This is a genomic window from Endobacter medicaginis, assembly GCF_014192375.1.
Taxonomy (GTDB): Bacteria; Pseudomonadota; Alphaproteobacteria; order Acetobacterales; family Acetobacteraceae; genus Endobacter; species Endobacter medicaginis.
Genome location: NZ_JACHXV010000008.1, coordinates 19,220 through 40,921, shown reverse-complemented (window position 1 = coordinate 40,921; position 21,702 = coordinate 19,220). Strand labels below are relative to the sequence as shown.

Genomic DNA, 21,702 nt, shown 5'->3' with positions numbered 1-21,702 from the left:
TTTTCTCTGCATATTATTTGTGCAGATGGCTTTTCCGTATGCAAAAAGGGCCGTCGCGACGAGATCGCGATGGCCCTGGGAAACTGTGAGTCAGATCCGGGACGAAGACGTCAGAAATCCGCAGTCAACGACAGCTTGTAGGTCCGCGGTGCGCCTTCGAGCAGATAGCCGCCGAACGAGGACGCCCAGTAACGGCGGTTGGCGATGTTGTCGACACCGAAACGGACGGTCAGCGGATGATGGGCGGCGAGGAACGTGTAGCGCGTGCCGAGATCGAAGCGGGTCCAGGCGGGCAGACGCTGCGTGTTGGCCTGATTGGCCCACTGATGGCCGGTCTGCACGACGCGGCCGACCAGTGTGGCGCCCTCGATGAAGGGCAGGTCGTATTCGAGATTGCCGTTGATCGTGTAGCCCGGCACGCCGACGGCGCGGTTGCCGTCGTACAGCCCACCCGCGGTTCGCTTGAGGTCGGCGTCGATGACGGTCTCACCTCCGTTGAAGCGCAGGCCGCGGAGGATCTGGCCGTTGACGTTGAGTTCGATGCCCTGGTTGCGCTGCCTGCCGTCGACGGTGAAGATCGACTGTCCGGTGGTGCCGAGCGGCTGGGTCAACGCGTTCGGCTGCGACAGGGTGTAGAAGGCGAGCGAGGCGCCGAACGTGCCGATGTCGTATTTGGCGCCGGCTTCGTACTGGGTGGTCTTGTACGGCGGGAAGATCTGGCCGGCATTGACGACTGCGCCCGTCGCGTTCGGTCCGGGCGAGAGGCCCTCGATGCGGTTGAAATAGACCGAGGCATGACGGGTGACATGTACGACGACGCCAACCACCGGGGTGATGGCGTCGCGGTTGTATGTGGTCTTGGGTCCGGCCAGCGCATAGCCGAAGCTGTTGTTGAGGATGTTCTGGTAGCGGAACCCGCCGGTGAGGCCGACGCGGTCGCCGAAAAACGAAGCCGTGTCGGAGAAGAACAGGCTGTAATAGAGAAGATCGCGGTTCTTGCGCGGGTCGACGATGTCGCCTCCGATGAAGCTCTGCGTCGGCCTGGGCGCGTAGATCGGCGTATAGAGGTTTGACGCGATCGGCCCCTTCAGCGACAGCGCGTAGGCGGTGTCGGTCTCCGACCAGATCGACGATCCGCCGAGATTGACCTCGTGCTTCACCGGTCCGGTGCGCGCATGGATGCGCAGGCCACCGCGTGTGCTTTCGTTGGTCTGCACGAAAGGCACGTAGAGATTGCCATTGGTGGCCGCTCCCGTGGCCGGGTTGGTGACGGTGAGCGTGGAATAGTTGCCGCGCTCATTTGCGCCGAGGCCGCCGAAATCGAGGTAGCCCATGACGTTGTCGGAGAAATCGTGCTCGATTCTGAGCTTGCCGAAGATGTAGTTTAGCTCGGTGAAGGTCCAGGGCTGGCCGAAATTGGTCGATGGCGAGGGCGGGCGGGGGACGGATTTCAGCCCGGTGGCGAGGAAGATCGCGGGGCGGCCCCAGTCCACGCCCTGGTTCTGGTAGGCGATGTCGAGGGTCACACGGGTGCGGCGGTCGCGCGAGCGCCAGTCGAAGGCGCCGCCGACGGCGACCGAATGATGCGTCTCGTGATCGACTGGGGTCTGGCCGGACAGGCCGGCGACGTTGATGCGGGCGCCGAATTGGTTGTCGGGCCCGAAGCGGCGGGAGAAATCGATGCTGCCGCCGCCCTGGCCGCGGCTGGTGTAGTCGCCGGTGAGCCGGCTGATCGGCGCATCGGTGGCCTTCTTGAAGATCAGGTTGATGTTGCCGCCGATCGCGGTACCGCCGGGAGCAGCGCCGTTGAGGAAGGCGGAGGCGCCGTTGAGTACCTGCACGCTCTCGTAGAGCTGCGGCGAGACGAGCTGGCGCGGGGTGATGCCGTAGAGCCCGTCGATCGAGACGTCGTCGCCATAGACCGGGAAGCCTCGGATGACGAACAGCTCGGAGAAATTGCCGTAGCCGTAGGTGGTGCGCACGGAGGGGTCGTTCTCCAGCACCTCGCCGAGGGTCTGCGACTGCTGGTTGAGGATCAGGCTCGCATTGTAGCTGCGGATGTTGAACGGCACGTCGAGACCGCGTTTGGTGCCGAGCGCGCCGAGCTGGCCGCCCTGTGTGACCTCCATGCGGTTGCGACGCTGGGCAGTGACGACGATCTGCTCGTGGGACGATTTCTGTGGCTGAGCCTGAACCTGCGGCTGGGCTCGGGCCATCAGCGAGGGGCAGAGGGTGGCGGCGGCAAGCAGGGTGGACAGGTAAGGGCGCAGACGGGGCACGGATGGTTTTCCTGGAACATGAACGCAGCGGTCTCGGGGCTCGCGGGATGCCGAATAGCTGAGAATGCGAGACGTTCGCAACTATGCTGGCGTTATATCCTCTGCCGCCTTGCCGCAGCGGCCTCAACCGGGGGTGAGCACGATGCGCCGGTGATCGTCGGTCGCCGACCAGGCATGGGCGATCTCCGACAGCGGCAGGATGCGGGTGGCGATCGAGAGTCCCGCCGGCGTGCTGGCCCGCAGCAGTTCGCCGATGACCGAGATCAGACGGTCGAACGGGACGCTGCCGAGGCCGCTGCCGAGCATCTCGATGGCCGCGGCACGGAGCACGGCGGCAGGCAAGGCGATCTCGCCCCCGCTGACCGAACCGATCTGGACGAAGCGGAGGCGCCGGCCATCGACAAGCGTCCGCGCGGCGGTGGCGAGCAGGCGCGTCGCACTGCGCCCCCATAGGTAGTCGAGGACGATGTCGATGCCGTCCTCGATCTGGGCGCCAAATGCGTTGTCGAGCGCGGCGTCGTCATCGGACAGCAGGATGGTCGCGTCGGCGCCGAGCGCGCCCAGGGCGGCGGGATTGCGGCCGGTGGCGATGATCCGGCCGGCGCCGAGATGGCGGGCGATCTGCACGGCGAGGCGGCCGGAGGTGCCGGTCGCGCCGTTGATCAACACGCTTTCGCCCGGCCTGATGCGGGCGCGTTCTGTCAGTGCGGCCCAGGACGACATGCCGGGATTGGCGATCGCTGCGGCGGTGATGTCGTCGAGATCGTCGGGCAGGGCGACGCACCGGGCGGCGGGGACAATGGTGCGTTCGGCCATGCCGCCATGCGGGGCGGAGGGTTTGACGAAATAGACCCGGGCGCCGTCGTCCAGCCGACCGACGCCGTCGATGCCGACGACGAAGGGAAAGCTCGCGGTGTCGCTGTAATGGCTGCCGGAGGCACGGCTTCGGGTGATCTGGCTGAGTGCGGCAGCGGTGACGGTGATGAGGTGCCCGCCATCCTGCGGGGCGGGATCGGCGAACTAGGCAAGGACCGGCGCGCGGCTGGCGCCGGTGACGATGGCGGCCTTCATGGTGGCGATCTCCGTGTATCGGCTCTATATGTGCAAAATACACATATACGGAGGCGATGTGACGTCAAGGAAAAACGTGCATAATGCACACATATCGGCGCAGCTCGCCGTGCTGCATGCTGCGCTGCTCGACATCATGGCGGTGATGAACCGGCCGCAACGCGACGATTTGATGATCCGGGAGGCCGGCATCCGGCTGGATCGGGCATTGTTTCCGTTGCTGGTGCTGATCGGACGGCTGGGGCCGATCGGGGTGGTCGAGCTCGCCGACCGGGTGGGGCGCGACTACACCACCGTCAGCCGGCAGGTGACGAAGCTCGACGAGCTCGGGCTGGTGGCGCGGCGGGCGAATGCGGCCGACCGGCGGGTGCGCGAGGCGGTGGTGACTATGGCCGGCCGGGCAATGACCGATCGGCTCGATGCGGCGCGCGAGCGGATCGGGCGTGGCATCTTCGGGTCGTGGGAGAGTGGAGAGCTTGACGAGCTGGTGCGGCTGATGCGGAAATTCGCCGATGCGATCAGCGGGCCGTCCGAGGGTTAACGAAAATCCCGGGTTGGGACGCGGATACTGTCGCGCGGGTCTCGGGTCGCCGGATGGGTGGCGCCGTCGCCGCGGCCGTGGCGGATGGCGAGATCGTCGTGCGCACCGACCGAGCGCAGCAGGGCGGAGCTGTCTTCCAGCCGGTCGCTGACCACATGGATCACGTGCCCCTCGCGTTGCAGCCTGCCGTGGCAGAGGATCATACGGGCCGAGAGGATTAGCGGGCGCTGACGCTCGAAGCGATCGGGCCAGATGACGAGGTTGGCGATGCCGGTCTCGTCCTCCAGCGTCATGAACAGCACCCCCTTCGCCGAGCCCGGGCGCTGGCGCATCAGCACGATGCCGGCGACGCTGACGCGCGCGCCGTCGCGTGTCTCGGTCAGTCGCGCACAGGGCAGGACGCGGCGATGGTCGAGTTCCGCGCGCAGGAAACTCACTGGATGGCGGCGCAGGCTGAGGCCGGTGCTGCGATAGTCCTCGACCACCTCGCTGCCCTGGCACATCGGGGCGAGGCTGACGGCGGGTTCGGGTGTCTCGATGGCGGCGAACAGCGGCAGCGAGGTGGTTTCGGCCGCGCTGCCGAGCCCGTCGATGCGCCAGAGGGCGGCGCGGCGGTCGAGGCCGAGGCTGCGGAAGGCGTCGGCTTCGGCGAGGGATTGCAGGGCGGCGATCGGGATTGATGCGCGACGCCAGAGCGCGGGGATGTCGGGATAGGGCGTGTGGCGCTGCTCGACGAGCCGTGCGGCGTGGGCCTGAGACAGGCCGCGCGCCATGCGCAGCCCGAGGCGCACGGCAAGGCGGTCGCCGTCATCGGGCTCCAGCGTGCAGTCCCAGTCGCTGGCATTGATGCAGACCGGGCGGATGGGCACGCCGTGATCGCGCGCGTCGCGCACGATCTGGGCAGGGGCGTAGAAGCCCATCGGCTGCGCGTTGAGCAGGGCGGCGCAGAAGATGTCGGGATGGCGGCATTTCATCCATGAGGAGGCATAGGCGAGGATCGCGAACGAGGCTGCGTGGCTCTCGGGAAAACCGTAGGAGCCGAAGCCCTTGATCTGGTCGAACAGGCGCCGGGCGAAGGTCTCGCTGTAGCCGCGGCGCATCATGCCGTCGATCAGCTTCGTCTCGAAGGCGTTGACGCCACCGGTGCGCTTGAAGGTGGCCATCGAGCGGCGGAGTTGGTCGGCCTCGTTAGGTGTGAAACCGGCGCAGACCACGGCGACACGCATCGCCTGCTCCTGGAACAGCGGCACGCCGAGTGTCTTGCCGAGCACGCCACGCAGGCGCTCGTCGGGATAGTCGGGCACTTCGAGGCCTTCGCGGCGGCGCAGATAGGGATGCACCATGTCGCCCTGGATCGGACCGGGGCGGACGATGGCCACCTGGATGACGAGATCGTAGAGCTTGCGGGGCTTCAGTCGCGGCAGCATCGACATCTGTGCGCGGCTTTCGATCTGGAAAGTGCCGATCGTGTCGGCGCGGCGGATCATCTCGTAGGTGTCGGGATCGTCGGCCGGAATATCGCAAAGGTCCCAGTCCATGTCCCGGTGTTGTTTGAGAAGGTTGAAGGCGCGGCGCAGGCAGCCGAGCATGCCGAGGCCGAGGACGTCGACCTTCATGAAACCGAGCTCGTCGATATCGTCCTTGTCCCATTCGATCACCTGCCGATCAGCCATCGTCGCCGGCTCGATCGGAACCAGATGGTCGAGACGGTCACGGGTGAGCACGAAGCCGCCGGGGTGCTGGCTGAGATGGCGGGGGAAACCCATCAGCTGGCCGGCCAGTTCGAGGGTCAGGCGCAGGCGGCGGTCATCGGGGTTGAGGCCGAGTTTCTCTGCATCCTCGGTGGTCAGCACGCCTTCACCGCCCCAGATCTGACGGGCGAGTGCTGCGGTGACGTCCTCACTCAGGCCCATCACCTTGCCGACCTCGCGCAACGCGCCACGTGCACCGTATTCGACCACGGTGGCACACAGCGCGGCGCGATCGCGGCCATAATGTTTGTAGATCCACTGGATCACCTCCTCGCGGCGCTCATGCTCGAAATCGACGTCGATATCGGGCGGCTCGCGTCGGTCGGCGGAGATGAAGCGCTCGAACAGCAGCTCGTTGTCGATCGGATCGACACTGGTGATGCCGAGCACGTAGCAGACCAGCGAGTTCGCCGCCGAGCCGCGGCCCTGGCAGAGGATGCCCATCTTGCGCGCCGCGTTGACGATGGAATGCACGGTAAGGAAATAGGGCGCATAGTCGAGCCTGCCGATCAGATCGAGCTCGTGGGCAAGCTGGGTGTGGATTTTGTCGGTGGCCCCCCCGGGATAACGCCAGGAGAGCTTGTCTGCGATGTGGCGTGCCAGTGTCTGCTGGGCCGTCAGGCCGTTGCCTTCGAGCTCGTCGGGGTAATTGTAGTGCAGTTCGGTGACGCTGAAGGTGCAGCGTTCGGCGATGGCCGTGGTCGTAGCGCAGCTTTCCGGAAAATGCCGCAGCAGACGCTGCATTTCCGCGGGCGGGCGCAGATGGCGGTCGACGGAGGCCTCGCGTCGGAAGCCGGCCGCGTCGATCGTGCAGCCCTCGCGGATGCAGGTGACGACGTCGAACAGGATGCGACGCTCGGGGGCGTGGTACAGCACGTCGCCGGTCGCGACCGTGCCGATGCCGGCTGCCGTGGCGGCTTCGGACAGGCGAGCAAGGCGGCGGATGTCGTCGGGACGGCGGCGCAGGCTCAGCGAGAGCTGTCCGTCGTTACCGAACAGACCGGCGAAGCGGTCGAGCCGGGCGAGAAACTCCGCCGACAGGGTGGCGGGATGGTCGTCGGGCGGCAGCAGGATGCCGAGCAGCCCCTCGCGATGGGCGGCGAGGTCGTCGATGCCGAGCGTGCAGCGCCCCTTGCCGCCACGCGACTTGCCCCGCGACAGCAGTCGGCACAGGCGGCTGTAGGCGTCGAGATCGGTCGGATAGACCAGGATCGAGGCGAAATCGGTCAGATCCAGACGGCAGCCGACGATCAAGCGCAGCGACGTGCCGTTCTGGGCGCCGGCCTCGCGGAAACGCTGATGGGCGCGCACGATGCCGGCGAGGCTGTTGCGGTCGGTGATCGCCATTGCCGTGTAGCCGTAGGCGGCGGCCTGGGCGGCATAGTCCTCGATGCGGCTGCCGCTGCGCAGGAAGGAATAGCACGAGGTAACCTGGAGCTCGACATAGCCTCGTTCCGGGCCGGGAGGCGACGGGCTCATCAGAAGATGCCGTGCAGGAACCAGCGCAGGTCGCCGGTCTCGCAGAGCTGGCCGTCGCCCCGCCGGAACAGCCAGAAGCGGTGTCCGTCGGTATCCTCGACGCGAAAATAGTCGCGTACCGCACGACGCTCGCCGTCGCGCTGCCACCATTCGCCGGCGATGCGTTCCGGTCCGTCGGCGCAGCGGATGCGGTGGCGACGGCCTTGCCAGACGAATTGGGCGGGGGCGGCATCGGGCAGTTCGGCGATCGCCTGCACCGGACACGGTGGATCGATCAGGCGGGTCGGGCGCGGCCAGGCGCGGGCAGGGGAAGCGGGGATCGGCATGTGAGCAGGCAGGCGCTGGAAGGCGCGTTCCGGCACGTCGCTCTCGCGCAACCGCGGTCGCCACAGCGCGTGCAGACCGGGACGGTGGGAGAGGGTGTCGATCAGGTCGCAGATCGGATCCGGATGGGCCTCCTGGCTGGTATCGGCCATGAGGACGGCGTGCTGATGCGCCGCACGGCGGGCGCGGCGGCAAACGGTCAGGCAAAGGGTCTCGACGCCTTCGCCCGGGTCGAGCTCGTCGAGCCTGGTTGTGAACAGCTTCGCCAGATGGGCGGCGTCGGCGTTCGGGGCGGCGAGGCCGAGGCGGCGCGTCTGGGTGGTGTTGTCGCAGCGTTCGAGGCGCAGCTCGAGGCCCAGCGCGCCCTCACCGGCCGCACGCAGCCGGGTGGCGATGTCGGTGGCGAGAGCGTCGATGGCGCGGGCAAGCCCTTCTGCGGTGACCAGCGGGTCGAAGACATGCAGGCGGGCGGCGATCCGTCCGGGCGGCGGCAGCCAGGGCAGCGGCTCGCGCACCCGGCCGAGCAACTGGTCGAGACGCAGCAGCACGGTACGCCCCGCAGCGAGGCGGTTGCGGCCGAAGCGGCGCTCGAGCGGGGCGCGGGGCAGGGTGGCGAGATCGCCGATCCGCGACAGGCCGAGCCGGTCGAGCCGGTCGCAGGTGGTGGCATCGAGACGCAGGGCGGCGACGGGCAGGGGCAGGGGATCGGTCTGGCCGGGGGCGCCGTGGCGGGCGAGCGCGTGGGCGGCCCCCGGCGTGTCGGCGATGGCGGCGCGGGCGGCGATGCCGAGACGGGCGAGGCGGGCGAGCAGGGTGCGGCGCAGGCGGTCCTCGGCGGCGGGCTGGTCGGGTGCGTAGAGCGGGGCGCAACCGGACGCATCGAGCCAGAGCCCGTCGGCGCAGGCATCGTTGGAGCCGTTCTCGACGGGTGTGAGGGCGACGCCGGGGGTGAGCCCGAGACACCAGCGGGCGAGGCCCAGCAAGGCGTGTCTGTCGGCTTCGGGATCGGCCTCGGTGATGGCGAGGCCGGGATGGCGGGCCTGGGCCTCGGTGACGGAGAGACCGGGATGCAGGCCGAGGGCAGCGGCGCGCGGGCAGGTTGCGGCGATCAGGCGGCGGCTGCCAATGCGATGCGCAGTGATTAGGACCGGGCGGTCAGGCAAGCCGCCGGAACTGCGTCGCAGGGCGCGGCGCAGGCGGTCGGTCGGCCAGTGGGGCAGCCACAGAGAGAGGATGCGGGATGTCGTCATGGCAGGTCAGGGTCCAGGAGGCGGGCATGCCGCCACGGCAGCGGATGAGGTCGAGATGCAGGCGGGGCGGGTCGAGCCAGAGGGCGGCCAGCCGGTCGGAGGGCGGCGGGGAAACGGCAGGGCCGATGCGCCAGCGGGTGGTGGCGGCGGAGGGCGTGTCATCTGTGCCGAAGCGGCGCAGCAGCAGGGCCGGGCGGCCGGCGGTCTGCGCGGCGAGATGCAGGCGGCGCGACAGGGTCAGGCCCGGGTTGCGCCGGGTCTCGCCGATCACCGCGGCGAGACCCCGATGGCGGAGCGCTTCCTCCATCACCGCGGGGATATGGGCGTCGGCCATCTCGGCGACGATCAGCCGGGCGGGATCGAAACCGGCGATGGCGAGACCGGGCGGGTAGAGATCGGCGCGGCTGCAGGCCCATAAGACCGGCCCGCGCAGATGGCGGTTGATGGCCAGCAGGGTGACCAGCAGGCGTGTCGTGCAGGCGAGGTGTTCGCTGTCGCCGGGCCGGGCGGCGAACTCGTGCAGGGCGCACGGCGAGAGGCCGCCACCGAGATGGGCATCGATGACGGGAATACCGAAAATCAGCAGGTCGATGGATGCGGAACGGCGCGCGCAGAAGGCACGATCTTCCGAGAGTAAAGTTATTTTCCTTATAAAATCAATATTTTGTGGAGTTGTTTCGAGAGATGATATCAGCTTTTGCGAGGGTGGGGCAGCAGGCTTGGCATTGTCGAAAGGGGCGGAGACTGCGACAGGCATTCGGAACATATAGTGAACATAAATGGGGGAAGCCAATCACAAACCGGTCGTTCTTCTTCAGCCCAGGCCGAGCAGGCGGATCAGGCCGAGGCTGATCGCGCCCAGGGCCAGCAGGGAGAGCATCACCACCGCGGTGACGGGCAGACCGGCCCGGGCGGCGCTACGGATGTCGGTCTCGAGGCCCAGGGCGGCCATCGAGACCACGGTCAGCAGGCTGGCGGCCTCGGCGGCCGGGTGCAGGGCGGCGGTGGGGATCAGGTCGAGGGAGCGCAGGGCGGCGAGGCCGAGGAAGCCGAGGATGAACCACGGCACCAGCCGGTGTAGGGGCAGCCGGCCGGGCGCTTGTGTGTCGGGTATCTCGCGACGGGTGAGCAAGGTGAGGCCAAGCACCACCGGGCCGAGCATCAGCACCCGCATCAGTTTGACCAGCGTGCCGAGTTGCACCGCCACGGGTCCGACCGGGGCGGTGGCGGCGAGCACCTGTGGGACCGCATAGACCGTCAGCCCGGCGAAGGCGCCGTATTGCAGGCTACTGAGATGCAGCAGTGGCACCGAAAGCGGCAGGGCGAGTACCAGCGCCACGCCGAACAGGGCGGTGAACGAGATCGAGGCGGCGACCTCCTCGCCGCCGGCGCCGATCACCGGGGCGATAGCGGCGATCGCCGAATTGCCGCAGATCGAGTTGCCGCAGGCGACCAGGATGGCCATGCGGTGCGGCAGGCCGAACAGACGACCGATGCCGTAGGCGCAGGCGATGGCGGCCAGCACCACTGCAGCGATGCCGCCCAGCAAGGCGGGGCCGGCGGCGAGCAGCGCGGCGGCACTGACCGAGGCGCCGAGCAGCATCACCGCGATCTCCAGCAGCAGCCTGGCGCTGAACGCGATGCCCGGACGGAAACGCTCGCCGGGCGTCCAGCAGGTGCGCACCATGGCGCCGACCACGATTGCCAGCACCAGCCCTTCGAGCCAGACCGCGCCGAACAGGCGGCGCTCGGCCATGACAAGCGCCTGTGCCGTGCCGGTAACCGCCCCACACAGGGCGAGGCCGGGCAGGAGGTGGGCCAGGGCGCTCGGCATTGCGGTGGTGGGCTCGGCGACGGCCATGAAGCACCTCGTTGAAACAGGGCCGAGGATGACGACCGGCGGACTTGCGTTCCAACGGATAATAATGCTTGTTCCGATCCGGATTTCGGATTGATCGGATGACGCTGGAGCAATTGCGCATTTTCGTGGCAATCGCCGCGCGGGAGCATGTCACCGAGACCGCACAGGCGCTCAATATGACCCAGTCGGCGGTCAGCAACGCACTGGCGGCCCTTGAGGAACGTCACGCGATCCGGCTTTTCGACCGGATCGGGCGCGGGATCGTGCTCAACGAGACCGGGCGGGTGTTCCTGGGCGAGGCGCAGGCGGTGCTGGCGCGGGCGGGACAGGCCGAGGCGGTGCTGGACGATCTGGCCGGGCTGCGGCGCGGTCGGCTGGCGATCCGGGCCAGCCAGACCATCGTCGGCTACTGGCTGCCCGGGCGGCTGGTGCGGTTTCGCGAGGCCCATCCGGCCGTGGAACTGACGGTGGCGGTCTCGAACAGCGAGGAGGTGGCCCGTGCGGTGATCGACGGGGCGTGCGAGCTCGGCTTCGTCGAAGGCGAGGTCGGGCACGAGCTGATCGAACAGGTCGTGGTGGGGGAGGACCGGCTGGTCGTGCTGACGCATCCGTCCCATCCGTGGGCAGGGCTGCCACGCGTGGCAGCCCGGGCGCTGCTGGAGGCGCCGTGGATCATGCGCGAGGCCGGGTCAGGGACGCGCTCCAGCCTGGAGGCGGCGCTGCGCCGGGCGGGGGGCGCGCCGCAGGTGCGGATGGTGCTGCCGTCGAACGAGGCGGTGCTGAGCGCGGTGCAGGCGGGGGACGGGGTTGCGGCGCTGTCGGAACATGTCGCCGCCGCGGCACTCGCGGCCGGGCTGGTCGCCAGCGTGGATTTCGAGCTGCCGGCGCGTCGCTTTCACATGCTGCGGCATCGCGAGCGCTACCGCACGCGGGCGGCGGAGGCTTTTGCCGCTTCGCTGGGCGAGGTTCAGCTTTCCAGTTCGATGTCCCAGTAGAGGTAGTCGCGCCAGCTCTCGTGGAGGTAGTTCGGCGGGAAGGCGCGGCCGTTCTCCTGCAGCTGCCAGGTGCTGGGCTGGGCTGGGGTCAGGCGCGGTATCATCCGGCATTCCTGCGGCAGGCGGGACCCCTTGAGCAGGTTGCAGGTGCCGCAGGCAGTGACGACGTTTTCCCAGGTGGTGCGGCCACCCCGACAGCGGGGGATGACGTGGTCGAAGGTGAGTTCCTGGGTGGGCAGCCGGTCCATGCAGTACTGGCAGGAGAAATTGTCGCGCAGGAATACGTTGAAGCGGGTGAAGGCCGGGCGGCGGGCGGCGGGGATGAAGTCCTTGAGTGCGATCACGCTGGGCAGGCGGATGCGGTGGCTGGGTGAGCGGACCTCGCGGTCATACTCGCTGAGCACCGAGACGCGGTCGAGGAACACCGCCTTGATCGCGTCCTGCCAGGACCACAACGACAACGGAAAATACGATAGCGGACGAAAATCCGCATTGAGCACCAGAGCAGGGTAGTGTGGACTGCCTTCTTGCAAGGCTGCGTTTCCTTTCGGAACACATCGTCCGGACCGGCGGGCGTTGCTCTGACCTGCGCTCGTGGACCGGTGCGACGTCGGAAATCCCTTAGCGATGTCACTGTATCGGACGAGGCCACTTACGCAAGCCGTGCGCAACCGATGTCATCGCGCTGTAAGATAAACCGATGATTTTGCCCCCAGACGAGGGCTGGACGACCCGTTTCGCTCCCAGCCCGACCGGTTTTCTGCATCTGGGGCATCTTGCCTCGGCGCTGGTGGCGTTCAGGCTGGCCCGCGACTCGGGTGGGCGGTTCCTGTTGCGGCTGGAGGATATCGATGCGACGCGCTGCCGGGCGGAGTATGCGACAGCCGCGATCGAGGACCTCGACTGGCTCGGGATCGTGTCGGCGCGCGAGGTGCGGCGGCAATCGGCGCATTTCGACGACTATCGCGCCGTGCTGGACCGGCTGCGCGGCGAGGAGCTGGTGTATCCCTGCTTCTGCACCCGGGCGGCGATCGCCCGCGAGGTGGCGCAGTCGGGGGCGGCGCCGCATGCGCCGGACGGGGCGCTGGTCTATCCCGGCACCTGCCGGGGACTGTCGATGTCGGAACGTGCCGAGCGCATCGCCGCGGGGGTGGAGCATGCCTGGCGGCTGGACATGCGGGCGGCGACGGCACGCACCGGGACGCTGGTCTATCACACGCTGGAAGGTGGCACGGTGCGGTGCGATCCGGTTGCGTTCGGCGATGTGGTGCTGGCCCGGCGAGAGGTGCCGGCGAGCTACCATCTGTGCGTGACGCATGACGATGCGCTCCAGGGCGTCAGCCTGGTGACGCGCGGCGAGGATCTGCGTGCGGTGACGGATATCCACCGCGTCCTGCAGGCGCTGATGGGGTGGGCGGCGCCGGTCTATCACCACCATCCGTTGCTGCGGGAGGCGGACGGGCGGCGGCTGGCGAAGCGCGACGGGGCGCAGGCCTTGCGGGCGTTGTGGGCCGCAGGGTGGTCGGCCGAGGCGCTGATGGCACGGGCCGATCTTCTGGCAGCGCAGGGGAGCGCTGCGTGATTTTTGCCCGCCGGCGAGTTCTTTTCGTTCCCGGCTTGCTCTACGGTGCGCCGCCCCGGCGCTTTCGGGGCTGAACGGATGGAGTTCGACAGCCCATGGACCTGATCGCCGCGCGCCTCGACAAGGTGAGCCCCAGCCAGACGATCGCGATCTCGACCCGCGCGCGTCAGCTCAAGGCCGAGGGACGCGACATCATCAGCCTGTCGGCTGGCGAGCCGGATTTCGACACTCCCGATCACGTCAAGCGCGCCGCCATCGAGGCGATCGAGGCGGGCCAGACCAAATACACCGATGTCGGCGGCACGCTGGCACTCAGAAAGGCCATTGCCGCGCGGTTCAAGGCCGATTCCGGGCTCGATTACGCGCCCGACGAGATCATCGTCTCCACCGGCGGCAAGCAGGTGATCTACAACGCGATGGTCGCGACCCTGAACCCTGGCGACGAGGCGATCATCCCGTCGCCGTGCTGGGTGAGCTACCCCGATATCGTAGCACTCGCCGACGGCACGCCGGTGATCGTGCCATGCGCCGAGAACAACGGCTTCAAGCTGACCGCCGCCGATCTGGAAGCGGCGATCACGCCGAAGACCAAGTGGTTCTTCCTCAACAGCCCCAACAACCCCACGGGTGCGGCCTATTCCGCCGAGGAGCTGCGGCCGATCTGCGATGTGCTGCTGCGGCATCCGGATGTGTGGATCTTCACCGACGATATCTATGACAAGCTGGTCTATGACGGGTTCAAGCCCGCCACCATCGCCCAGGTGGAACCGCGTCTGCGCGAGCGCACGGTGACGATGAACGGCTGCTCGAAGGCCTATGCGATGACCGGCTGGCGCATCGGGTTCGCCGGCGCGCCAAAGGTTCTGATCAAGGCGATGGACAAGCTGCAGAGCCAGTCCACCTCCAACACCTCCTCGATCAGCCAGGCGGCCGCGGTTGCGGCCCTGGCCGGGCCACAGGACTGCATCGAGGTGATGGTCGAGGCGTATCAGGCGCGGCGCGACCTTGTGGTGGAGTTGCTGAACGCCGCCGAGGGGCTGCGCTGCCACAAGCCGGAAGGGGCGTTCTACGTCTATCCGTCGATGCGCGGCTGCCTGGGCAGGACCAGCGCGGGAGGCACGAAGATCGTCGACGACGCGGCGTTCGTCACCGCGCTGCTCGACGAGCAGGGGGTGGCGGCCGTGCATGGCTCGGCGTTCATGTTCCCGGGCCATTTCCGGGTCAGCTATGCGACCGATACCGAGAGCCTGCGCGAGGCCTGTCGGCGGATCACCGAATTCTGTGCCGGGATGACGGACTGACCACGGCGATGGCGTTGGATGGGCCGCCTCTGGCCGCACGGCTGGAGGCGCTGCCGGCCTCGGCAACGATCGCGATCACCGGGAAAGCGCGTGCACTGCGCGCCGTCGGGGTGGACGTGTTGTCGCTGTCGATCGGCGAGCCGGATTTCGCCATGCCCGAGCATGCGCTGGAGGCGGCGCATCGTGCGGCACGCGAGGGGCTGACGAAATACCCGCCGATCGACGGCTATCCAGCTCTGCGCGCGGCGATCGCGCGCAAGTTCGAGCGCGATAACGGGCTGCGGTTCGACGTCGGCCAGATCGCCATCGGCCATGGCGGCAAACAACTCCTGTACAACGCCTTCGCCGCCACGCTCGAGCCGGGAGACGAGGTGGTGATCCCAGCGCCCTACTGGGTGAGCTATGCGCTGACGGCGCAGTTGTTCGGGGCGACGGTGGTGCCGGTCGACTGCGCCGAGGCGGAGGATTTCGCGCTGCGTCCGGAAGGGCTGGCGGCTGCGATCACGCCGCGGACACGCTGGGTGGTGCTCAATTCACCGTCCAACCCGTCCGGTGCGGTGTTTTCCCCCGATCTGCTGCGCGCGATCGGGCAGGTGCTCGAGGCGCACCCACACGTCTGGGTGCTGTCGGACGAGATCTACGAGCATCTGGTGTTCGCGCCCGCCGAGCACGCCTCGATCGCCGCGCTGTGCCCGGGGCTGCGGGATCGGGTGCTGACGCTGAACGGTGTGTCGAAGGCCTATGCGATGACTGGCTGGCGGGTCGGGTTTGCCGGCGGGCCGGCGCGGCTGGTGCGGGCGATGGCCAAGATGCAGGGGCACACCACCTCGGGCGTGTCGGGTCCGGCGCAGATGGCGGCCGCCGCCGCGCTCGACGGGCCGCAGCAGCGGGTGAGGGAGATGCGCGCGGTCTATCGCGCCCGGCGCGACCGGGTGGTGACGGCGTTGCGGGCGATGCAGGGCATCACCTGCGCGATGCCCCAGGGCGCATTCTATGCCTTCCCTTCAATCGCGGGCTGTCTCGGGCGGCGCAGCGCCGGCGGGCGGCTGCTCGACAGCGACACCGCCTTCGCCGAAGCTCTGCTCGACGAGGCGCATGTGGCGGTGGTGCCGGGGGTGGCATTCGGCGCCAGCCCGTATCTGCGTCTGAGCACGGCCGCAGCGGACGAGGTGCTGGACGAGGCCTGTGCGCGGATGGCGCGGTTCTGCGCAGAACTGGATTAGGAGGGGCTGGATTGTCGGAGACGATGGAGACGCTGATGTCGCGGGCATCGGCCACCGAACTGGTGGAGCCGGCGCCGCGCGGACAGGTTCTGGCCCGCATCCTCTCGACCGGGCTGCGCGCGCCCGATCACGGCAAGCTGCGGCCCTGGCGCTGGGTGGTGATCGACGGGCCGGGGATGGAGGATTTCGCCACCCTCGCCGTGCGGGCGCATGCGGCGCGCGATCCCGAGGCGCGGGGTGCCGAGCTCGACCGCACGCGGGCGAAGGCACTGCGCGCGCCGATGGCGATCCTGATCGGCGGACGGATCCTCTCCAATCACAAGATCCCCGAAATCGAGCAGGTGATGTCGGTCGCGGCGGGGGCGATGAACCTGCTCAATGCGCTGCATGCCGAAGGCTTCGGCGGGGTGTGGATCACCGGTGCCTATACTGCCGACCCGGCGATCGCCGCCGGGGTGGGATTCGAGCCGCCGGAGCGTCTGTTCGGGGTGCTCTTCGTGGGCACGCCGGAAGACGGTTTCCGCGCGCCGCCGCGACCGGAACTCGACCCGTTCGTCAGGCACTGGCCGCCGCATCGCGCGCCGGCGGGTGGTCTTTCAGACTGACATCGGCGCGCTGCGGCGCGTCAGCTCCAGCTGCCGCGCTTGAGCGGGTCGGCGCCGAGGATCTGGGCGCAGACGGAGACGAAATTGCCGCCCGGACCGCAGAGGAACTCGATGTAGTCGGCTTCGGTCGGGCACCACAGCATGCGCACGTCCATCTGCGAATCGTTGCCGGTCAGGCAGACCGTGTAGCCTTCCGGCGCGCGGCGTCCGACCAGCCCGGCCTTGATCGGGCCAACCTCGAGCGAGGTCACGGTCGGGGAGTTGCTGAACCACTCGTCCTGTTCCCACCACGATGGCGCCTCGACCATCGACAGCTTGCCGTCGCGATAGACGACGATCGACGTGGAACTCGTATCCATTGAGGCGGTCCTGTCTCGGGTGAAGGGTGGGCTCAAATCGAACGGATCGTGCGAGCTGGCGCAAAGTGGCGATGCGACTCGCAGTCTATATCAAATGGACAGGGTTGTGGCCCGGCTTTGTTCCGCTGTCAGAAACTTCGTCAACAGTGCCACGACCTCCGCCGGAGCCTCCTCGGCAAGGAAATGTCCCGCCTCGATGCCATGGCTCGCGGCCGGTCGGGTGGCATGTTCGCTCCACAGCGCGCCGGGATCATACCAGCCGCCGATCTGGCCGCGCTGGCCCCAGATCACCTCGACCGGGCAGGCCAGCCTGCGGCCGAGCATGCGATCCTCGCGCAGGGCGGCCAGATCGAACGGGGCTCCGGCGGTGACCTCGCGCGCCATGCGAGCGGCGGCGTCGCGCTGGGCGAGGCCGGCCCGGTAATCGGCGACTGCCTCGGGCGAGAAGACATCGGGGTTGGCATCGTCGCCGCCGAACCAGGAATCCGGCGCCTTGCTGACCAGCGCCTCCGGCTTGGGATGCGGCTGCGCAAACCAGGTGAAGTAGTTGAAGGCGAGCGCATGCGACATGTCGTTGCGCTCGAAATGGTCGAGATCGGGCACCACGTCGAGCAGGGCGAGGCGGGTGACGCGCTCGGGGAAGTCCAGCGCGAGACGTGCGCCGATCAGCCCGCCGCGGTCATGGCCGACCACGGCGAAGCGTTCATGGCCGAGCGCGCTCATCACATCCGCCATGGTCGCGGCGATGGCGCGGCGCGAGCACGAGGCAGGATCGGCGACAGGATCGGGATGAAAGCTGCCGCCATAGCCCGGCAGGTCGGGGGCGACCACGGCGGCGCAGGCTGCGAGCGCTGGCGCGACCTTGTGCCACATGGCATGGGTCTGCGGATTGCCGTGCAGCAGCAGCACCGGTTCGCCCGTGCCACCGAAGCGAAGGTGGATGGCGCCGCGCGGCAGGTCGAGCGTCGTCTCGGCAAAGCCGGCAAAGAAGGTGGATGGTTCGGACACGCGAAATCTCCCGAGTCCCGGGTGGTGTTGGATTGGTCCTACCTGCGAAGCTTGACGAAAATACGTCGCGATCGCGTCTCGATTGGGCGATCCGGCGGCTCTTCGCCCAGTCCGAGCCTAACGTCGCTGCCGGGGCGGTGCCAAGGCCAGGGCTGACGGAATGTCAGCCCTGTTCGGTGAACAGTTCCGTGAGCTTCTGCATCATGGTGCCGCCGAGCTCCTCGGCATCGACGATGGTCACTGCGCGTCGATAGTAGCGGGTGACGTCGTGGCCGATGCCGATGGCGATCAGCTCGACACGGCCGCGGCCCTCGATCTGGCGGATCACCTCGCGCAGGTGCGTCTCGAGATAGGCGCCGGAATTGACCGACAGCGTGCTGTCGTCGACCGGCGCGCCGTCGGAGATCACCATCAGGATGCGCCGCGCCTCGGGGCGCATCAGCAGGCGCGAATAGGCCCATTGCAGGGCCTCGCCGTCGATGTTCTCCTTCAGCAGCCCCTCGCGCAGCATCAGGCCGAGATTGCGTCGTGCGCGGCGCCACGGAGCATCGGCGGATTTGTAGATGATGTGGCGCAGGTCGTTGAGCCGGCCGGGATTGCGCGGCTTGCCGTCGGCGATCCAGCGCTCGCGGCTCGCACCGCCCTTCCACGCACGGGTGGTGAAGCCGAGCACCTCCACCTTGACCCCGCATCGCTCGAGCGTGCGGGCCATGATGTCGCCGCAGGTGGCGGCGACCGCGATCGGGCGGCCACGCATCGAGCCGGAATTGTCGATCAGCAGGGTGACGACGGTGTCGCGGAATTCGGTGTCGCGCTCGCGCTTGAACGACAGCGACAGGGTCGGATTGGCGACCACGCGGGCGAGGCGGGCGGCATCCAGCGTGCCTTCCTCGAGATCGAACTCCCAGGCCCGGGTCTGCTGGGCGAGGAGCTTGCGTTGCAGGCGGTTGCCAAGCCGGGAGACCACCGAATGCAGATGCGCGAGCTGCTGGTCGAGCTGCTGGCGCAGGCGGTTGAGCTCGTCGGGATCGCACAGATCCTCGGCCGCCACCGTCTCGTCATAGGCGGTGGTGTAGGCGCGGTAGAGGCCGGGATCGATCTCCTCGCGCGTCCGGCGCGGCGGTTGCGGGCCGCCGGGACGATCCTCGCCCTCGGCGGAACTGTCACCGTCCTGTTCGTCGTCAGACTCGTCGCCGGCAGAGGCGGCTTCGGCCGATTCGGGTTCGACGCCGCCCATCGGAACCGATTCGCTGGGTGCTTCGGGGGCAGATTGCGGGGTCTCGCCTTCGGCTTGATCTTCTTCCTGTTCGGACTCGCTGTCCTCGGTGCTGTCGTCGTCGGGCTGCTCGGCCTCGGCTTCGGTGAACCCATAGGAGGCCAGCAGACGACGGGCGGCGCGGCTGAACTCGGCTTGATTGCCGAGATGGGCGGCCATGTCGTCGAGCGCGGCAAGGCCTTCGACATGCAGCTTGTCGCGCCAGCCCTCCATCACCCGTTCGGTCGGTTTCGGCAGCGGCCGGCCGGAAAGGCGTTCGCGGGCGAGCAGGGCGAGCGCCTTCGGCAGGGCGAGCTGCTCGGGGGCAGTCATGCGGTCGAGGCCCTGGGTCTCGCATTCATGGGCGAGGCGGGCGTCGAGATTGGAAGCCACACCGCTCATGTGGCGCGCCCCCCAGATCTCGATGCGGGCCTGCTCGAGCGCGTCGTAGATCTCGCCGCCCTCGGTGCCGAGCGGACGGCGGGCGGCATGGGTGGTAGCGTCGTGATGGAGTTGGCGCAGGGCGGCGGCGTCGGCCGCCCCCCGCAGCCGCGCCATCTCGGGCTCGGGCAGGGTGCGGCTGGGCACCGGCAGGCGCACGCGCTTGCCGGAGGTCTGGCCGGAGAGATTCTGGTTGCCGGCCTGGAAGGCGACCTGCACGTCGGGGTCGTGCGCCATCGCCCGCAGCACGTTGCTGGTGGCGCGCTTGAAATCCTCGTGGCGGTCGTCGCTGGCTGACATGACGAAGGCGGTGGTCAGCCGGCGCGGCTGGCCAGCGTGCCGGTGGGCACGGTGGCGTTGAAGCAGCGCTGGTAATATTCGGCGACGGTCGAGCGTTCCGCCTCGTCGCACTTGTTGAGGAAGGTGAGGCGGAAGGCGAAGCCGATATCGCCGAAGATGCGGGCGTTCTCGGCCCAGGTGATGACCGTGCGCGGCGACATCACGGTGGAGATATCACCGTTGATGAAGCCCGAGCGCGTGAGGTCGGCCAGTGCCACCATGCTCTCGATGGTCTTGCGGGGCAGGGCGTCGCCCATCTTGGCGGCGACGATGGCCACCTCCTCGCCGTGCGGCAGGTAGTTCAGCGTGGAGACGATGCTCCAGCGGTCCATCTGGCCCTGATTGATCTGCTGGGTGCCGTGATACAGGCCGGTGGTGTCGCCCAGTCCGACCGTGTTGGCGGTGGCGAACAGGCGGAAATACGGGTTGGGATGGATGACGCGGTTCTGGTCGAGCAGGGTCAGGCGGCCCTCGACCTCGAGCACGCGCTGGATGACGAACATAACGTCGGGGCGGCCGGCATCGTATTCGTCGAACACCAGGGCGACGGGGTGCTGGAGCGCCCAAGGCAGCAGCCCCTCGCGGAACTCGGTGACCTGCTGACCGTCCTTGAGCACGATCGCATCCTTGCCGATCAGGTCGATGCGGCTGATGTGGCTGTCGAGGTTGATGCGGATACACGGCCAGTTCAGCCGGGCCGCGACCTGCTCGATATGGCTCGACTTTCCGGTGCCGTGATAGCCCTGGACCATGACGCGGCGGTTGAAGGCGAAGCCGGCGAGGATGGCGAGCGTGGTCTCGCGGTCGAACCGGTAGGCGGTGTCGACCGGCGGCACGTGCTCGGTGCGGATCGAGAAGGCCGGCACCCTCAGGTCGCTGTCGATGCCGAACACCTCGCGCGCGCTGACCATCAGGTCGGGCGCGGACAGCGTCTCGATCGACGGATAGTCGGGGTCGGTGGCGTGTTCGATGCCCGCGTCGAGGGCGGCGATTTCATTCATGACGGGCGAGATGTCCTTCGATCTTCTGGCCGTATGGGCATGGTCAGACCGTGTGAGCGGCCGGTTCGGGGTGAGAGTTCCGGTTGAGATGCGAGAGCACCCGGTCATAGGCGACGTTGATCAGCTTGAAGCGCTCCTCGGAGGCGCGATCGCCGCCATTGGCGTCGGGGTGATGGCGCCGGGCGAGGTCCTTGTAGCGGGCCTTGAGCTCGTCGAGCGACAGTGGCCAGCCGAGGCCGAGCTCGGCCAGCGGTTCGCGCAGCTCGGGCGGGCGGCCCTCCGGCTCGGTCTGCCCGCGGCGGTCGCGTCGCAGGCGGCCGGCGCCGAGGATGCCGAGCGGATCGGCGATGCGCTCGTCCTCGAGACCATGCGTGCTGCCGAGCGACCCGAGTTTCCAGCTCGGCCGGCCCCACGAGGTGTCGGCCCGCAGATGGGCCTCGATCTGGCCGGGCGACATGCCGCGGTAGAAATCCCAGCTCGCGTTGTAGGCCCGCACGTGATCGAGGCAGAACCAGAAATAGTCGGACAGCTTGTCACGTGATTTGGGCGCGCGATAACCGGCCGCGCACGGGCAGCCGGGGATGTCGCAGGCCCGGTCCGGCGCGTCCGGATCCGGCGCGTAGGCGCGGGGACGTCTTGCCGCCGTCTTCGCGTGGGTGGAATTGATGCTCATCGGGTCCAGTTATGTGCGTCCGCAATCGGCGGTGGCAAGGGGATCGGGGAGATTTGCGGATATGAATGCAGCACGAGGCGAGGATGATCGGGCGGCACGGATCGAGGCGGTGCTGAGGGCACGGCTGGACCCGGTCGGGCATCTGCGGATCAGCGACGACAGCGCCCGCCATGCAGGGCATGCCGGTGCGCGCGAGGGCGGGCAGACACATTATACCGTCGAGGTGGTCAGCCCCGTCTTCGAGGGGCTGGGCCGGGTGGCGCGATCGCGGCTGGTGCATGAGGCGCTGGCGGCGGAATTCGCGGGCGGGCTGCATGCACTGGCCCTCGCCCTGCGCACGCCGCGCGAGGTCCAGCCCGGATAA

Annotated in this window: 19 protein-coding genes; 7 read left to right on the top strand and 12 right to left on the bottom strand. The window is 68.3% G+C overall.

What is annotated here, in order from left to right; genetic code table 11:
* Positions 1 to 110: 110 nt before the first annotated feature.
* Together FHR90_RS11450 and FHR90_RS11445 are read right to left on the bottom strand one after the other, a co-directional pair.
* On the bottom strand, positions 111 to 2,279 hold the full coding sequence (locus FHR90_RS11450; RefSeq protein ID WP_266152770.1) for a TonB-dependent receptor: 2,169 nt from the start codon (positions 2,277 to 2,279) through the stop codon (positions 111 to 113).
* 123 nt (positions 2,280 to 2,402) lie between these two features.
* Complete coding sequence (locus FHR90_RS11445) at positions 2,403 to 3,095, bottom strand: quinone oxidoreductase family protein (RefSeq protein ID WP_218061921.1); 693 nt, start codon at positions 3,093 to 3,095, stop codon at positions 2,403 to 2,405.
* 331 nt (positions 3,096 to 3,426) lie between these two features.
* Between FHR90_RS11445 and FHR90_RS11440 the strand changes: the two genes are divergently transcribed.
* The gene (locus FHR90_RS11440; protein WP_266152771.1) at positions 3,427 to 3,891 is read left to right on the top strand and encodes a MarR family winged helix-turn-helix transcriptional regulator; all 465 of its coding nucleotides are present in this window, start codon (positions 3,427 to 3,429) and stop codon (positions 3,889 to 3,891) included.
* Here FHR90_RS11440 and FHR90_RS11435 read toward each other — a convergent pair.
* From FHR90_RS11435 to FHR90_RS11420, 4 genes are read right to left on the bottom strand one after another with little or no spacing between them, the layout of a single operon-like run.
* Positions 3,888 to 7,121 (bottom strand): error-prone DNA polymerase, encoded by a 3,234-nt coding sequence (locus tag FHR90_RS11435; protein WP_176622076.1) that lies wholly within the window; start codon positions 7,119 to 7,121, stop codon positions 3,888 to 3,890. The genes FHR90_RS11440 and FHR90_RS11435 overlap by 4 nt on opposite strands.
* A complete protein-coding gene (locus tag FHR90_RS11430) occupies positions 7,121 to 8,695 on the bottom strand; it encodes a Y-family DNA polymerase (RefSeq protein ID WP_221188264.1) in 1,575 nt (524 codons plus the stop codon). The genes FHR90_RS11435 and FHR90_RS11430 overlap by 1 nt, the downstream gene beginning before the upstream one ends.
* Entirely contained in the window at positions 8,601 to 9,452 is an 852-nt protein-coding gene (locus tag FHR90_RS11425) for an ImuA family protein (RefSeq protein ID WP_183275280.1), read from the bottom strand. Before FHR90_RS11425 ends, FHR90_RS11430 begins: the two co-directional genes overlap by 95 nt.
* Before the next feature lie 57 nt (positions 9,453 to 9,509).
* On the bottom strand, positions 9,510 to 10,556 hold the full coding sequence (locus FHR90_RS11420) for a YeiH family protein (RefSeq protein WP_176625954.1): 1,047 nt from the start codon (positions 10,554 to 10,556) through the stop codon (positions 9,510 to 9,512).
* 98 nt (positions 10,557 to 10,654) lie between these two features.
* Here FHR90_RS11420 and FHR90_RS11415 point away from each other — a divergent pair, with 98 nt between their 5' ends.
* On the top strand, positions 10,655 to 11,551 hold the full coding sequence (locus FHR90_RS11415; RefSeq protein ID WP_183275279.1) for a LysR family transcriptional regulator: 897 nt from the start codon (positions 10,655 to 10,657) through the stop codon (positions 11,549 to 11,551).
* On the opposite strand, the gene FHR90_RS11410 is transcribed toward FHR90_RS11415, so the two are convergent.
* Positions 11,524 to 12,084, bottom strand: coding sequence for an HNH endonuclease (locus tag FHR90_RS11410; protein WP_176625025.1), 561 nt, complete (start codon positions 12,082 to 12,084; stop codon positions 11,524 to 11,526). The genes FHR90_RS11415 and FHR90_RS11410 overlap by 28 nt on opposite strands.
* Before the next feature lie 167 nt (positions 12,085 to 12,251).
* Here FHR90_RS11410 and gluQRS point away from each other — a divergent pair, with 167 nt between their 5' ends.
* The 4 genes from gluQRS (at position 12,252) to FHR90_RS11390 (ending at position 16,262) form a co-directional block, all read left to right on the top strand.
* Positions 12,252 to 13,133, top strand: a complete 882-nt coding sequence (gene gluQRS, locus FHR90_RS11405; RefSeq protein WP_176625022.1) for a tRNA glutamyl-Q(34) synthetase GluQRS — start codon at positions 12,252 to 12,254, stop codon at positions 13,131 to 13,133.
* A 95-nt stretch (positions 13,134 to 13,228) separates the two neighbouring features.
* Positions 13,229 to 14,434 (top strand): pyridoxal phosphate-dependent aminotransferase, encoded by a 1,206-nt coding sequence (locus FHR90_RS11400; protein WP_176625020.1) that lies wholly within the window; start codon positions 13,229 to 13,231, stop codon positions 14,432 to 14,434.
* An 8-nt stretch (positions 14,435 to 14,442) separates the two neighbouring features.
* The gene (locus FHR90_RS11395; RefSeq protein ID WP_183275278.1) at positions 14,443 to 15,657 is read left to right on the top strand and encodes a pyridoxal phosphate-dependent aminotransferase; all 1,215 of its coding nucleotides are present in this window, start codon (positions 14,443 to 14,445) and stop codon (positions 15,655 to 15,657) included.
* A gap of 35 nt (positions 15,658 to 15,692) precedes the next feature.
* Positions 15,693 to 16,262 carry a nitroreductase family protein gene (locus tag FHR90_RS11390; RefSeq protein ID WP_246330219.1) on the top strand — a complete coding sequence of 190 codons (570 nt, stop codon included), beginning with the start codon at positions 15,693 to 15,695 and terminating at the stop codon, positions 16,260 to 16,262.
* Positions 16,263 to 16,282: 20 nt separating this feature from the next.
* Here the strand turns inward: FHR90_RS11390 and FHR90_RS11385 are convergent, their stop codons facing one another.
* The 5 genes from FHR90_RS11385 to FHR90_RS11365 all read right to left on the bottom strand — a co-directional run bounded on the left by FHR90_RS11385 (position 16,283) and on the right by FHR90_RS11365 (position 21,338).
* Positions 16,283 to 16,621, bottom strand: coding sequence for a hypothetical protein (locus FHR90_RS11385; RefSeq protein WP_176624938.1), 339 nt, complete (start codon positions 16,619 to 16,621; stop codon positions 16,283 to 16,285).
* Between the two features lie 90 nt (positions 16,622 to 16,711).
* Complete coding sequence (locus FHR90_RS11380) at positions 16,712 to 17,629, bottom strand: alpha/beta fold hydrolase (protein ID WP_176624936.1); 918 nt, start codon at positions 17,627 to 17,629, stop codon at positions 16,712 to 16,714.
* Between the two features lie 163 nt (positions 17,630 to 17,792).
* Complete coding sequence (gene cobT, locus FHR90_RS11375) at positions 17,793 to 19,625, bottom strand: cobaltochelatase subunit CobT (RefSeq protein WP_183275277.1); 1,833 nt, start codon at positions 19,623 to 19,625, stop codon at positions 17,793 to 17,795.
* Between the two features lie 14 nt (positions 19,626 to 19,639).
* Positions 19,640 to 20,665 (bottom strand): cobaltochelatase subunit CobS, encoded by a 1,026-nt coding sequence (gene cobS / locus FHR90_RS11370; protein WP_176626016.1) that lies wholly within the window; start codon positions 20,663 to 20,665, stop codon positions 19,640 to 19,642.
* Positions 20,666 to 20,708: 43 nt separating this feature from the next.
* Positions 20,709 to 21,338: a J domain-containing protein gene (locus FHR90_RS11365; RefSeq protein ID WP_176626013.1), complete on the bottom strand. Its 630-nt coding sequence runs from the start codon at positions 21,336 to 21,338 to the stop codon at positions 20,709 to 20,711.
* A gap of 61 nt (positions 21,339 to 21,399) precedes the next feature.
* On the opposite strand from FHR90_RS11365, the gene FHR90_RS11360 reads away from it, so the two are divergent.
* Positions 21,400 to 21,702 (top strand): BolA family protein, encoded by a 303-nt coding sequence (locus FHR90_RS11360; protein ID WP_246330218.1) that lies wholly within the window; start codon positions 21,400 to 21,402, stop codon positions 21,700 to 21,702.

Excerpts from the sequence above, each read along its gene's own strand:
- FHR90_RS11445 (WP_218061921.1), bottom strand. The coding sequence starts at position 3,095 with ATGGCCGAACGCACCATTGTCCCCGCCGCCCGGTGCGTCGCCCTGCCC.
- FHR90_RS11435 (WP_176622076.1), bottom strand. The coding sequence starts at position 7,121 with ATGAGCCCGTCGCCTCCCGGCCCGGAACGAGGCTATGTCGAGCTCCAG.
- FHR90_RS11430 (WP_221188264.1), bottom strand. The coding sequence starts at position 8,695 with ATGACGACATCCCGCATCCTCTCTCTGTGGCTGCCCCACTGGCCGACC.
- FHR90_RS11425 (WP_183275280.1), bottom strand. The coding sequence starts at position 9,452 with ATGCCTGTCGCAGTCTCCGCCCCTTTCGACAATGCCAAGCCTGCTGCC.
- FHR90_RS11420 (WP_176625954.1), bottom strand. The coding sequence starts at position 10,556 with ATGGCCGTCGCCGAGCCCACCACCGCAATGCCGAGCGCCCTGGCCCAC.
- FHR90_RS11415 (WP_183275279.1), top strand. The coding sequence starts at position 10,655 with ATGACGCTGGAGCAATTGCGCATTTTCGTGGCAATCGCCGCGCGGGAG.
- gluQRS (WP_176625022.1), top strand. The coding sequence starts at position 12,252 with ATGATTTTGCCCCCAGACGAGGGCTGGACGACCCGTTTCGCTCCCAGC.
- FHR90_RS11400 (WP_176625020.1), top strand. The coding sequence starts at position 13,229 with ATGGACCTGATCGCCGCGCGCCTCGACAAGGTGAGCCCCAGCCAGACG.
- FHR90_RS11395 (WP_183275278.1), top strand. The coding sequence starts at position 14,443 with ATGGCGTTGGATGGGCCGCCTCTGGCCGCACGGCTGGAGGCGCTGCCG.
- FHR90_RS11390 (WP_246330219.1), top strand. The coding sequence starts at position 15,693 with ATGTCGCGGGCATCGGCCACCGAACTGGTGGAGCCGGCGCCGCGCGGA.
- FHR90_RS11385 (WP_176624938.1), bottom strand. The coding sequence starts at position 16,621 with ATGGATACGAGTTCCACGTCGATCGTCGTCTATCGCGACGGCAAGCTG.
- cobT (WP_183275277.1), bottom strand. The coding sequence starts at position 19,625 with ATGTCAGCCAGCGACGACCGCCACGAGGATTTCAAGCGCGCCACCAGC.
- cobS (WP_176626016.1), bottom strand. The coding sequence starts at position 20,665 with ATGAATGAAATCGCCGCCCTCGACGCGGGCATCGAACACGCCACCGAC.
- FHR90_RS11365 (WP_176626013.1), bottom strand. The coding sequence starts at position 21,338 with ATGAGCATCAATTCCACCCACGCGAAGACGGCGGCAAGACGTCCCCGC.
- FHR90_RS11360 (WP_246330218.1), top strand. The coding sequence starts at position 21,400 with ATGAATGCAGCACGAGGCGAGGATGATCGGGCGGCACGGATCGAGGCG.